Consider the following 12452-nt stretch of genomic DNA (forward strand, 5'->3'; position numbering starts at 1 on the left):
ATTCCCTTTAAATTTTATCCTTGTGCAACCGTCCGTCGTTCGATTCGTTTTTGATAATTGGATCCAAGCAAGATCCGCTGTACATAAATGCCTGGTGTATGAATTTCATCGGGATCCAATTCACCTGGTTCGACGATTTCTTCTACCTCCGCAATCGTGATTTTCCCGGCCATCGCCGCAAGTGGATTAAAATTCCTTGCTGTCTTACGGTATACAAGATTCCCAAGCGTATCGGCTTTCCACGCTTTTACAAGGGCAAAGTCCCCAACAATTCCTCTTTCCAATAGATACTTCTTGCCGTCGAACACCTTCGTTTCCTTTCCTTCTTCTATAGGTGTACCGACGCCCGTCGCTGTATAAAAACCAGGGATTCCTGCCCCACCAGCCCGGATTCGCTCCGCCAGTGTACCTTGAGGCGTTAATTCGACTTCGAGTTCCTTACTCAAGTATTGCTGTTCAAATATTTTATTTTCCCCCACGTAAGATGACACCATCTTTTTTATCTGCTTATTCTGAAGCAACAGGCCCAGACCCCAGTCATCGACGCCACAATTGTTACTGACAACCGTCAAATCTTTGGTACCTTGTTCCTTTAGCGCCTGTATGGCATACTCCGGGATGCCTGACAACCCAAAACCGCCAACGATTATAGTGGAACCGTCCTTAATATCTGAAACCGCTTCCAAAAATGAATGCATCACTTTTCCTTTTTTCATATGTTCGCCCCCTTTAGTATCATAAATATTCTGAATAGTATTATTGTTTAAAGTTTACATTTATATCTCCTATAAGTAAAATACATAAATAGAATATATTGTATGAAAATAAAGAATAAATAGGAGATAAAACGCATGGAACTACGAGACTTACAATCTTTTATCGAGGTTGCGAACCATAACAGTTTTACAAAAGCTGCCGCCCATTCCTACTTGTCACAACCCTCACTTAGCAAAGCCATCAAAAAGCTTGAACAGGAGCTTCATGTTGAACTGTTCGATCGATCTACAAGGCACCTCCGCTTGACCGATGCTGGACGGATCGTCTATCAGCAAGGTCAAAAAGCGCTACAGGCCTTGTCAGAATTGGACGTCCTATTAGATGACCTCAAAGACATTGCGACAGGGGAAATTAAAATCGGGATGCCCCCTCTGATCGGTACCCTTTTCTTTCCGGGAATCGCCCGTCGTTTTCACCAACAACATCCGAATGTCTCAATTGAATTAGTTGAACTTGGCGCCAAGTTGATTGGTCAGCTTGTCGAAGATGGACGAATTGACCTTGGCCTCATTGTCATGCCAGCGAATGAGGCAAAATTCGACATCTACCCGTTCATTCAGGATGAATTCGTTTTATTTGTCCACGACGACCATCCGCTCGCACATCAATCATCCGTCTCCTTGACTGAACTAAAAGAAGAAAAGTTCATCTTATTTACGAAGGACTTCACTTTGCACGACTATGTGATACAAGCATGCGAAGAAAAGGGATTCAGCCCCATCATCTCGTACCAAAGTTCACAATGGGACTTAATCGTCGAATTGGTCTCATCCAGGCTGGGCATTGCATTATTACCCAAATTGATATATGAAAAGCAAACCAACAGTGATGTTAAAATCATCCCGATTGAAAACGCCACACTCCTTTGGAAACTCGGGATTATTACAAAGAAAGGGTCCTATCACTCGTTTGCAGTGAAAGAGTTATTGAAGGTATTGGAGATGAAAACGGATGGGGTTATGTAGGGAAAGGGAGCTAAGTTCTCCTTCTTCAAGAAACGATTAATTTCCTACTCACTATAAAAAGGGCGTAATCCACTTAATCGTTGATTACGCCCTTTCTCGTTAGTCTAGTTATGCAAGGTTACATTGGATTCGATGGGGTCACGTCCCACACGAAAACTATTTACTTTTGCTTCTTGATCAGGATAACCAAAGGAAATGCCAAGTACTTGGCGAACCGTGTCAGCGTGAAAGCCCAAGATTGTCTGAGGAACACTTCCTATCCCGCGTGCAGTCAGTGATAAAAGGAACGACTGAGCATACATGCCAATATCAGAAGCGACACGCACATTATCTCCAAATGAAGGCATGAATAGGAACGCAACATGCGGTGCATCGAAGAATGATAGATTTCGCATGACTTCCTTTTGACGGGCTTCGTGATCCTCCCTAGCTATCTGCAATTCCCCATAGAATGTTTGGGCCTGTTCTATTTGTCGTTCAGCATAACGTCCATAATAGTGATGTAAATCAAATGTAAAATCGGGCGTGGCTTGCCCTTGTTCGCTCGTATTTAAGAGGGCTTTCTTCAATTCCTCTTTCTTTGCACCAGAAACGATATGAACGTCCCAGGGCTGAGTATTGCAATTCGATGGGGTAGCTTGGGCATCCTCTAGAATTTCACGAAGAACTTCTTCTTCCACTGGTGTAGAAAGAAATTGACGTATAGATCTTCGACTGCGTATAACTTCTTGAAAAGAATGATTATCCAACAAACACCTCTCCTTTAGTATGAACTTCCAAAGCCGTTAATTATTACAAAATAACCCTGTATAGTCATACTAAATGAGAATTCATTTATTCTCAAACATCCTGTTTGATGGATTATAATTTAAGCCAATTCTGTCTATTAGATAGCTACTTATTACCCTTATTAATATATCTTGGACATATTTTATCAACAAAAAAAGCACCCTATAAGGATGCCTTCCATTCAATTTGAAATTAAATTAAAATTCACCCTCAAGATACTCCCTAACTTCCATCGTCATTAAATCCAATTTAGACTTTGTCTGCTTCTTCGGGATATCATAATGTTTCTCAAACTTGCACATCTTACAGGAACAATTTAATTTCCCTTTAGATAACTTACCTGGATGTAAAATATAAGGATGTTTTATGTCTGCATGCTCATCGTAATCCCAAACATTCTTAATAATATTTAGTTTACGTTGGATCGATTTGTTCCTTTGATACCGGTAATAAGCTTTTGTACGTTTGTTCACTTTGAAAACCCCCTTAAGAAATGTACCGAGCTTGCAAGAGATCTTAAGAGGTCGTCATTTCCCCTACAAGCAGGTACTAGAGGTTTTCAAATAGAGGTGAACATTTTGTTTCATTTAGTTCCCTCCCCTTGATTGTGATGGGACTAGTTTCCCCACCTTAGATTATATGTGTACCATCCTGTCCATTAAACTTTGTAAGGTATCTAGACAACGACATAGCCACAGTAGATGAGTTTTCTTCAGATCCTAGTAACCCATGAAATTTACCTCATACCGAGGTTTTTTTATGCAATTCTAAACCTCTGAACAATCCTATAATTTGGTTTTGACACGCCGAAATGAATCACTATATCACAGATTTAACCATTTTGCTTTCCTCACACATATTTAAAATGGAAGCGACTCCGGCTAAAATAAAAAAATAACCTTATCCACGAATCTCACTAATACTTTTGCCACTTAGAAATGCGTGTCCCATTGTTAATTTAGCCACTGTTTGAAATCCATACTTCTCATACACTTTTTCTATTGATTCATTTATTGGGAAAACCCAAAGCTCTTTTAGTCCTCTCTTTTTCACTTCTTTTTGTAAAAATTGTATCAACTCACCTATCAGGCCCTTCCCTCTAAATCCCTCCATTGTAGCTACACTTTCCATTCGAGCTTGTGCTCCATCTTCAAAAATGCAAGCAGTTGAACAGGCGTTCCCATCGTACCGAAGAAGATAATGTGTAAAAGAAGGATGATTGAATTGTTCTTTAAAAACCTTCTCAATTGATTCTTTTCCTCCGAACTCTTTAATACTACTTTCTACATCTAAAGCTTCTTGATAATTTTCATCTGTAACGATTTCAACAATAATTCTAGTACTCTTCCGAATGTTAACCACTTGGTTATTCCACAATTGAATAGGACTAGCCAATTCTTCATATCTAAACCTTCTTATTTTTAACTCATTGATGAGATTTTGTTGGCTTTCTATATTATAGATATAAAACCTTGGTATGATTTTTTTAGATTGATAATAATTGATAACTTCTTCGACAACTGACTGTGGATTTAAACACTTTTCAATTATGTGTGCGTGATTTGAGTCATAATAATTTGGTTGGTTTTCATTATAAAATAACGTTCCCCACGAAGTATCCATTCGTTTTGAAAAAGTTTCAAAGTATGTACGATCAAGCATTAAAAGTTCTTTTAACTTCGTCATAAGGTCCCCTCAAAATTCCCGAATTTTTTTAAATAAATTGAATTACATCATATATGTTCCATATTTTTATTCTGCTACCCTGACCCATTAGTAACACAAGGATTTCGCTTCCCATTCTTCTCTTAAAATCCCCATTCGGATAGAGTCGTAAAATTCCCCATTATACAACCGACATTTTCTTAGTCTTGCTTCCATTGTCATTCCTAGTTTTTCTCCGAGTTTAATCATACGTTCATTCCCTGACCAAGTCGTAAAACCTACGCGTACCAATGGTAAGGTATGAAACAAGTGTTCTATCCATAGACGAAGAGCTTTAGATCCGTATCCACCACTCCATAAATTTGGAGTGTAAATGGCTATTCCCATTTCAAGCCAATAAGAGGATTCGTGCTCCCAATAATAACTCACCGTTCCAACCACCTTTCCATTTACCTCAATCGCCCAGCGATTATCTTGATCCACATACCTTTCTTTTTTGGATACAAATTCATCAAATGGTATGTGCTTATGTTCAAAGTAAGGGGCATCCCACTTTTTCCACTCAGGAAATTCATCTTTATACATTAACTCCCATAGTGTATGTAAATCTTCCTCAATAATTGGCCTAATCATTAATCCGCTTTCCTTGTACACCATTGCATTTCCCCCTAGTACCTTTAATTTTCTATATTCATATATATTCTGTACCATGCCTGATATCTCCTTCCTTACTTACCTTCATCGTACTGGTCATGAACGGCAAGGCAGTGGAAGAAGGGATTTGTATTTTTCACCCCGAATATATTCCTTAACGATATAACAAGAAAGGAAATTCAAAAAGAGATATTCTATCAAAAAAACTTTCCGGAGGAGATTTATATGTCTTTACAAGTAGGAGATATCATTACGTTTGAACGGACGTTTACAGTGAGGGATGTTGAATTATTCACGGAGATTTCGGGGGATGAAGGGAATCATCACATAACCCCAGATGAACAGGGGAGGCTTGTCATTCAAGGGTTATTAACGGCTACCTTACCAACAAAAGTAGGTGGGGACCATAACGTACTGGCTCGCACCATGAATTTTGAGTTTATACGACCTGTATTTACGGGGGATACAATAATGTGTGAAGTTCAAATCGATCAATATGAAAGGCAAGAAAATAATCGAACAGCCCTTATGGCCTTGTTCTCATGTAAGAATCAACATGAAAAAGAAGTGTTAAAAGGAGCTTTTTCAGGTATCATCCTTTGAATCTTTCTTAAACTAGGGGCTTAGTAAAATGATAAATAAAATGAATCCATTTCGATTGATCAAAATGGATTCATTATGTACCAATTAATTCGACCACGAATCGGTTTAATTCAACCATGCAAGCTGATTATTCAACCACGCCCAGCCACTAATTCGACCACTCGACTTAATTTTGAAGAGCAGAATAGTCTAGCTATTCTCAAGCAAATACCAATTCTTTTTCTCTGACCATTGGAATGACCTTTTCACCGAACGCTCTCAAGTCTTCTTCATAGTGAAGAAATCCTGTCAGCACGATATCCACACCGATTTTTTTCAGTTCCATAATCCGGTCCGCTACTTGTTCAGCTGTTCCGATTAGTCCTGTCTTAAATCCGTCATTATATTGGACAATGTCTTCAAAGGTGGATTCAGCCCACATTCCTTTTCCATCGGGAGAAGCTGCCCCTGCGGTTTTGACTGATTTTCTAAACCCTTCCACCGCTTCTCGATCCGCATTTTCGACAATATCCCGCAACACTTGTTTTGCCTCTTCTTCTGTATCGCGGACAATGACAAAACCATTCACGCCAAACTGGATGTCGCCTTCACCATTCGCCTTTCTTAGCGCCTTTACTTCCTCAATTTGTTCTTTTATTTTTTCAAGGGTTCCGCCATTCATGAAATAGACATCCGATACGCGTCCGGCCATTTCTTTGGCAGCTCGAGAATTTCCTCCTTGAAAGATTTTCGGAGGGTTAATAGGTTTTGGTTTTAAGGGCGTGTCGTTCAATCGGTAAAAGTCGCCTCGATAATTAGCCTTTTCTTGTGTCCACATTTCCTTGAGAACCTCGATAAATTCTTCAGAACGACGATACCGTTCGTCATGATCCAACCATGGTTCTCCATAGCCATGGAATTCCCCTTTAAACCAGCCGCTGACGATATTGACAGACACACGCCCGTTACTAATATGGTCAATCGTCGAGATGATTTTTGCCATTACACCTGGGTGCCATAAACCAGGCAACACAGCCGTTATGATGTTCAGTTTGTTCGTCACAGCGGCAAGAGCTGAAGCAAGAGTAGCTGCTTCTAATTGGTTCTCAGCCCCGTAACTTGCGAAAAACCTTGTTTGCAATAGCACATAATCAAAACCAATTTCTTCAGCCATTTGAGCGTAGCGTTTATTATCTTCAAAAGACCAACCTGTTTTTTGTGGGATCTGAGAAACGACTAAGCCCCCGCTAACATTTGGAGCCCAATAAGCAAATTGTAAACTCATCCTTTTTCCTCCTTTATATTCAGAAATCAAAAGGCCCTATCAACATCCCAAAGGAAAGGAATCGATACGAGCCTCTGGTCGTCCAGTGGGCACTATTAAAAAGTGATGTAGTGTAAATGTTATGAACCTAGTAAGAACATCAATGGAGATTCTTTCTTCCAAAGAATAGTTATTTAACAGCAGCCGGCTTGATGTCACCGCCGAATGGACTAAGGAATGTTTTTTGATTAGAAGTATCCTTCCTTTCAATTGGCAACCTAGGGAATAATAATTCCGATACGGTATAGGCTTCTTCTAAATGCGGGTAGCCTGATAAAATAAAGGTTTCGATGCCTAAATCAGCATATTCCTTCATACGCGCCGCTACCGTATCCGGATCTCCTACAAGAGCCGTGCCGGCACCTGTTCGCACTAATCCCACTCCTGCCCATAGATTAGGGCTTACTTCTAATCGGTCTCGGTCTCCTTCATGTAGGCTCGTCATCAAACGTTGACCTTCCGAATCCATCCGCTTAAATACTTTTTGTGCTTGTGCAATGGTTTCGTCATCCACGTGTTCAATAAGCTTATTCGCAGCTTCCCATGCTTCCTCTTCTGTTGGACGAACAATCACATGAAGTCTTATTCCGAATTTCAATGTTCTTCCTTGCTTAGCTGCAAGTTCACGCATTTTATTGATTTTTTTCTCCACTTGAGCTGGTGGCTCTCCCCATGTTAAATAGACATCAACATGTTCTGCTGCCACATCCATGGCAACGGGCGAAGATCCTCCAAAATAAAGGGGCGGATATGGTTTTTGCACCGTAGGGTATGGTAATTGTCCCCCTTCAATTCGTAAATGGTCACCTTTGAAGCCTACCTCTTCTTCTTCTGCAAGTAATTGTCGCCAAATGGTTAAAAACTCATCAGTTAGCTCATACCGTTCATCATGATCTAAAAAGACACCTTCTCCTGCCATTTCTACAGGATCGCCCCCCGCTACCACATTAATTAACAACCGACCATCAGAAAACCGATCTAATGTGGCAGACATACGTGCGGCAAAGCTTGGTGACATTAAACCTGGGCGTACAGCTACAAGGTATTTTAGATTTTTTGTTACAGGTACAAGTGTAGACGCCACAATGAATCCTTCTTCGCATGTTTTTCCTGTTGGAATTAACACCCCTGTATAGCCTAGATCATCAACCGCTTCTGCAATTTGCTTACAATAGTTATATGTGGCAGGACGAGCGCCTTCACTATTATTTAATTGACGAAAGTCACCGTTTGTAGGGATAAACCAAAAGATTTCCATTTATTAATCAACCTCTTTCTCTAAAATCAAGTTTTATTTAACTGGTTTTACTGTTTCTTCTTTTGGTAGACGCTTCAGTAAATTCTTTAAAAAGCAGTTGTTACATACTATTTAAGAATAGGGGGTAATCTCAGGTACCTGACCATTTAAAGCCCAGTTTCCGAGATCCCGAACTTTGTATTCAATCGGATCATGCAAGGTGTGCGTCCTTACATTACGCCAAAATCGGTCAAATCCATACTGTGCTGAAGTGGCCCTTGCTCCCATGACCTCAAACATGCGACTTGTCACCTCTAATGCCGTTTTTGCAACGGAAGCCTTAGCCGTTGCAATCATGATCCCACATTCACCTCGCTCCTGTTCTGTTAGTGACCACTCATTGTCCCACGCTTCTTGTAATGCCACTACCGCATTTTGAGCCAATGCTTCAGAAGCTTTTATCTGTATGAAGAAGTCCCCATAGTGACGAATGGTATAGGGGTCAAGAGTTGCTTGCTCAACACCGGAAGTCAACCAAGGGCGAGAAACGCTTCTGGTGTACTTTTTGGCTTCTTCAAACGCTCCTTCCGTCACACCAAGGAGAACCTGAACTAAAATCGTCTGAGCAATATGTGTTCGTAAAGTGGGAAAGAAGCCATCCTGATGGTGTTCGTAAAAACTCAGTACTTCCTCTTTTTCTAACCGCACATCATTGAACATAACGGTTCCGCTATCTGTTTGACGTTGACCGAAGCTATCCCAATCGCCCCCGACAACTATGCCTGTTCGTTTAGTCGGAATAACGGCAATAACAGGCCGTTCATGTTCCGGGCTTTTGGCTGAGATAAGCAGTCGGTCCGAGTCTGTGGCACCGGAACAAAAGAATTTCTTTCCATTCAATCGCAATGAATTCCCTTCTTGTCTTACTACTAACCCCTCGTCACGTGGATTAAAGGCATTGCCCCAGAACCAATCATGTTCGGCTGTTTCTCTATAAAGCTTTTCCTTCTGCTGTTCAGTTCCGTATAAATGAACCGACGTCAGGCACAAAAAGTGGTAACCGAATAAATGAGCCATCGAGCCATCGACTTTAGCCAGTTCACGGGTTATTCGAAAAATGGTTTCCCAGTTCTCACCATGTCCCCCCAAATGCTTGGGAACGTTAAGAGAGAGTAATCCACTTTTGCGAAGTAAATCACGTTCCACTTTTGCCGTTCCACCTTGTTTATCTCGTTGAACGGCAGTTTTTGCGAATTCATTTGCTAATGATTGGGCGATTTTAAGATAATCCAGTTCTGTTCCTTTTTCAGCTATATTCATGAATGAGGATCCTCCTTCAAATGGACCAGATTTAAATCATATATTTATTGGTTTCCGTTTCCTTCATAAATTCGTTGAGCTTTTTAGTTAATCCGCCATTCCCGAATCGTATATATTTATGGCGGTCATCTTTCGCATTCTCTTCTGATACAAAGTCCAAAAAGGCTAGAAGATAGATTCGACGGTGAATAATATTAACGATTCCATCATGATGAAACCATTTATCTATCGTGTTATACACCCCTTTATTCACCCTATATTGCTGCTGACACAATAGAAAAAACTCGATATCCGGTAGGTTAAGATACTCGCTTTTTTCCAGATTTCTCTTTTGTAGGGGATGTTCAGAAAGTTCGAATATGCTTAATTTCTCATCATTCATACTGAATGCTCCTTAATCATTGTTGGTTTAGAACGTTTACTAGCAAGACTATGATGGACGGGTTCAATCTCTTTAGCTTACTTCCCCCTACTTACTTGTTTCCCATAATAACCGCCAAATCGGCTCCGTGAAGGAAGCGTGGTCTGCTTCACTATACTGACTGGCAAAAGCACGAACGGGATCTCCCGCATAGAATCGTTCATACAGTTCATGCCGGGACCCTAAAGGACTCCCAATTAAATCCCAGGCCAGTTTAAATAACTGTACTTTTTTCTCCGCACTGACCGTCTTTCCTTCAAAGTAGTGTTGCATGTGGTTTGAAATCACTCCAAAGAAATCTTCGAACCTGGAGGGAACCTGAACAAATCCCCCACCGCCTATTTGTTGTAAAATCTCGATGGCCCTCGGGTAAAAACGGGTTCCGATGTTTCGAGCTGTATGGATATAGGATAGGTTTGGTACTAGCACTCCCGCCTCATCCGGCTTAGCTTGAACTTCTGAGGCAATCACGAGTGCTTTCATGGTATCAATCTGGGTAAGCAGCTCACCAAGTTTTTCCTGCACATGCAAATATTCATTCACACCTATTGCCTCCGCTACCGCAAAGGCCACCCCCGTCACGAATTCCAGCTTTGCCACGTACCGAACAATATTCTGATGAAAAGCAAGGGAATTAGCCGTTTCGTTGGCTCGAAGTGCTAATACATTCTCTGAATTGCCATGAAGCAAGACCCTTTCCCAAGGAATGAAGACATCATCGAAAAATAGCACGGAGTCCATTTCGTCATATCTAGCACTTAAAATATGGTCGCTTTTCCTCAGATCAGCAAAGGATTCGCGACAAACAATATGAAGACCCTTGGAGTTTGCTGGAACAATCAGAACATGTGCGTGTTTGGTCTGTTCCGGTTTGAATTTCAGAAAGGACGAGATGATAAAATCATGGGCATAGGGAGCACCCGTCGCAATCATTTTTGCACCGCGCACAATCATTCCATCACTTGTTTCTCTAACAATATGGAGAAACCTGTCTGCCACTCTGACATCCTCCAGACCACTCGAGCGATCAATTTGCGGATCGACAATGGCAGTTGTTAAGAACAAATCATGATCCCTTGCCTCTGTATAGTAAGCTGTGATCTTCGATTCAAAATGGGGATCAAGAACACCCAATTGCTTCCTGGCCGCATACCATCCCGTAATCATGGATCGTGCATAATCAGACAACCTGCTCATCATGCCATGAGTCTCTTTAGACCAATAATGAAAGGCCCGGCTACGCTTTTGTAAATCTTCTTGTGTATAGGGGACTAAAAATGAACTATGTGCATATGACTCTCTATCAGGCAATTTAAACCCAACGTTGTCTCTTTCTTTGGGATCATCGAGCATATTAAAGAGATGTGTAATGGTTTCGAGCGTTCCTTTAAACGCGGGATGCCCGGCCAAATCGGTTAACTTTTCCCCTTCAAGTAATACGCTACGTTCATCATTCAAGCTTTGAATAAAGCGATCTCCTCTGCTCAGCACTTACGAACCTCTTTTCATCCAAATTCAATCAAACCGTAAGCATACAAAAAACCAGACACCTTTATTGTTTGCTTAAAATCAGGGGATTCAAGCTTACATAAAAGTCTCTGGTAGTCCAGTCGACATATAAAATTAGACAAGTTCTAACATACACCCATAAATCACATGAATAAAATCGGAATTTGATATTTATTATAGCAAGACTCCACTCCGTTGCAACAAACAATTAAGGCGTTTTTGACGTTTAGAGGACAGTGAACAACGAAATGTTCGATTGAGTAAAGTAAAACCACATTATGATTTATATTGTATTTTTCATGTTCCATCCGTTCTGGTCCCTGCTCCAATCACAAATATAACAATTCCTATTGATTATATATGAATTGATGGTCTATTATATTAATACAACATTGATACAATAAAAGCATAGAGGCGTCAACAAACGATAATCACTTTACGTTCTACTTTCAATCTTTAGGAGGAAAAAATGGAAAGCCATCAACCGATTACAGATCGTCGAATCATCCGGACTCGTGAAGTCATCTATGAAACCGTTATTTCTCTACTATCCGAAAAGGAATTTTCACGAATATCTGTCAAGGACATCACCAATCAAGCCAATATCAGCCGTTCTACGTTTTATGCACATTATCAAGACAAATATGATTGGCTAGATAAAACGGTCCAAGAAAAATTATCAGAATTAAAAGAATCCTTGGTGAATTCAATGGATAATCATGGAAATGACCAATCTAACCTTGAAATGGCTGATCCCTACTATGAGTCTTTCTTTGAAAATATAGCTATAAATCAAAAGTTCTACCACACCATGTTCACTAAAATAAAATCCGAAGAATTTCTTCAAAACCTATATAAAGTGATTAGGGAGAACCTTTACCTTCGCATTTCAAACATGAGTAAGGAACAAAGATTATTGGTCCCCTTAGATATATTGCTTGATTATAGTAGTTCATCCATCATAGGAATCACAAAGGTATGGGTGGAAAAAAACATGATTTACAGCCCTCATTACATGGCCTTACAATTAACTCGTTTAGCGATTGTCAGCCTTTATAGAGCAATGGGCAAAGTGAATTAAATGCTTTCTTAAAATAATGAATATCGGATAGAACTCTTAAAACATACCAAACAAGTAGCCTTTTCAAAAGTCCCTTTTTCAAGTGAAAAAACGCAAAAGAAAAAAGGCAGAAATGTTGTGATCGACAT

The 12452-nt window shown here is 40.3% G+C and carries 13 protein-coding genes; 3 read left to right on the forward strand and 10 right to left on the reverse strand.

The annotated features are described in order from the left end of the window. Positions 1 to 14: 14 nt before the first annotated feature. Positions 15 to 716 (reverse strand): CoA transferase subunit A, encoded by a 702-nt coding sequence (locus ACIQXU_RS04105; RefSeq protein ID WP_402986869.1) that lies wholly within the window; start codon positions 714 to 716, stop codon positions 15 to 17. A 135-nt stretch (positions 717 to 851) separates the two neighbouring features. Between ACIQXU_RS04105 and ACIQXU_RS04110 the strand changes: the two genes are divergently transcribed. Further along, entirely contained in the window at positions 852 to 1742 is an 891-nt protein-coding gene (locus tag ACIQXU_RS04110; RefSeq protein ID WP_402873640.1) for a LysR family transcriptional regulator, read from the forward strand. Positions 1743 to 1846: 104 nt separating this feature from the next. On the opposite strand, the gene ACIQXU_RS04115 is transcribed toward ACIQXU_RS04110, so the two are convergent. The 4 genes from ACIQXU_RS04115 to ACIQXU_RS04130 all read right to left on the reverse strand — a co-directional run bounded on the left by ACIQXU_RS04115 (position 1847) and on the right by ACIQXU_RS04130 (position 4853). Beyond that, positions 1847 to 2491: a nitroreductase gene (locus ACIQXU_RS04115; protein ID WP_402986871.1), complete on the reverse strand. Its 645-nt coding sequence runs from the start codon at positions 2489 to 2491 to the stop codon at positions 1847 to 1849. 237 nt (positions 2492 to 2728) lie between these two features. Continuing rightward, positions 2729 to 3004: a hypothetical protein gene (locus ACIQXU_RS04120; protein WP_402986873.1), complete on the reverse strand. Its 276-nt coding sequence runs from the start codon at positions 3002 to 3004 to the stop codon at positions 2729 to 2731. Positions 3005 to 3431: 427 nt separating this feature from the next. Then, the gene (locus ACIQXU_RS04125; protein WP_402986874.1) at positions 3432 to 4217 is read right to left on the reverse strand and encodes a GNAT family N-acetyltransferase; all 786 of its coding nucleotides are present in this window, start codon (positions 4215 to 4217) and stop codon (positions 3432 to 3434) included. Between the two features lie 87 nt (positions 4218 to 4304). Further along, positions 4305 to 4853, reverse strand: coding sequence for a GNAT family N-acetyltransferase (locus ACIQXU_RS04130; protein ID WP_402987381.1), 549 nt, complete (start codon positions 4851 to 4853; stop codon positions 4305 to 4307). A 222-nt stretch (positions 4854 to 5075) separates the two neighbouring features. Between ACIQXU_RS04130 and ACIQXU_RS04135 the strand changes: the two genes are divergently transcribed. Continuing rightward, positions 5076 to 5453 (forward strand): FAS1-like dehydratase domain-containing protein, encoded by a 378-nt coding sequence (locus ACIQXU_RS04135; RefSeq protein WP_402986876.1) that lies wholly within the window; start codon positions 5076 to 5078, stop codon positions 5451 to 5453. Positions 5454 to 5652: 199 nt separating this feature from the next. On the opposite strand, the gene sfnG is transcribed toward ACIQXU_RS04135, so the two are convergent. The 5 genes from sfnG to ACIQXU_RS04160 form a co-directional block, all read right to left on the reverse strand. Continuing rightward, positions 5653 to 6717 (reverse strand): dimethylsulfone monooxygenase SfnG, encoded by a 1065-nt coding sequence (gene sfnG, locus ACIQXU_RS04140; RefSeq protein WP_402958052.1) that lies wholly within the window; start codon positions 6715 to 6717, stop codon positions 5653 to 5655. A 169-nt stretch (positions 6718 to 6886) separates the two neighbouring features. Beyond that, positions 6887 to 8014: an FMNH2-dependent alkanesulfonate monooxygenase gene (gene ssuD / locus ACIQXU_RS04145; protein WP_402958055.1), complete on the reverse strand. Its 1128-nt coding sequence runs from the start codon at positions 8012 to 8014 to the stop codon at positions 6887 to 6889. A gap of 111 nt (positions 8015 to 8125) precedes the next feature. After that, a complete protein-coding gene (locus tag ACIQXU_RS04150) occupies positions 8126 to 9313 on the reverse strand; it encodes an acyl-CoA dehydrogenase family protein (protein WP_402986878.1) in 1188 nt (395 codons plus the stop codon). A gap of 31 nt (positions 9314 to 9344) precedes the next feature. Continuing rightward, the gene (locus tag ACIQXU_RS04155; protein ID WP_402958059.1) at positions 9345 to 9695 is read right to left on the reverse strand and encodes a hypothetical protein; all 351 of its coding nucleotides are present in this window, start codon (positions 9693 to 9695) and stop codon (positions 9345 to 9347) included. Between the two features lie 87 nt (positions 9696 to 9782). Further along, the gene (locus ACIQXU_RS04160; protein WP_402958061.1) at positions 9783 to 11225 is read right to left on the reverse strand and encodes a 4-hydroxyphenylacetate 3-hydroxylase family protein; all 1443 of its coding nucleotides are present in this window, start codon (positions 11223 to 11225) and stop codon (positions 9783 to 9785) included. 487 nt (positions 11226 to 11712) lie between these two features. Here ACIQXU_RS04160 and ACIQXU_RS04165 point away from each other — a divergent pair, with 487 nt between their 5' ends. Further along, the gene (locus ACIQXU_RS04165) at positions 11713 to 12324 is read left to right on the forward strand and encodes a TetR/AcrR family transcriptional regulator (RefSeq protein WP_402958063.1); all 612 of its coding nucleotides are present in this window, start codon (positions 11713 to 11715) and stop codon (positions 12322 to 12324) included. Positions 12325 to 12452 lie beyond the last annotated feature (128 nt).

It is taken from the genome of Peribacillus sp. NPDC097284, from assembly GCF_044761765.1.
Classification (GTDB): Bacteria; Bacillota; Bacilli; order Bacillales; family DSM-1321; genus Peribacillus.

Excerpts from the sequence above, each read along its gene's own strand:
- ACIQXU_RS04130 (WP_402987381.1), bottom strand. The coding sequence starts at position 4,853 with ATGGTGTACAAGGAAAGCGGATTAATGATTAGGCCAATTATTGAGGAA.
- ACIQXU_RS04110 (WP_402873640.1), top strand. The coding sequence starts at position 852 with ATGGAACTACGAGACTTACAATCTTTTATCGAGGTTGCGAACCATAAC.
- sfnG (WP_402958052.1), bottom strand. The coding sequence starts at position 6,717 with ATGAGTTTACAATTTGCTTATTGGGCTCCAAATGTTAGCGGGGGCTTA.
- ssuD (WP_402958055.1), bottom strand. The coding sequence starts at position 8,014 with ATGGAAATCTTTTGGTTTATCCCTACAAACGGTGACTTTCGTCAATTA.
- ACIQXU_RS04125 (WP_402986874.1), bottom strand. The coding sequence starts at position 4,217 with ATGACGAAGTTAAAAGAACTTTTAATGCTTGATCGTACATACTTTGAA.
- ACIQXU_RS04135 (WP_402986876.1), top strand. The coding sequence starts at position 5,076 with ATGTCTTTACAAGTAGGAGATATCATTACGTTTGAACGGACGTTTACA.
- ACIQXU_RS04150 (WP_402986878.1), bottom strand. The coding sequence starts at position 9,313 with ATGAATATAGCTGAAAAAGGAACAGAACTGGATTATCTTAAAATCGCC.
- ACIQXU_RS04165 (WP_402958063.1), top strand. The coding sequence starts at position 11,713 with ATGGAAAGCCATCAACCGATTACAGATCGTCGAATCATCCGGACTCGT.
- ACIQXU_RS04155 (WP_402958059.1), bottom strand. The coding sequence starts at position 9,695 with ATGAATGATGAGAAATTAAGCATATTCGAACTTTCTGAACATCCCCTA.
- ACIQXU_RS04105 (WP_402986869.1), bottom strand. The coding sequence starts at position 716 with ATGAAAAAAGGAAAAGTGATGCATTCATTTTTGGAAGCGGTTTCAGAT.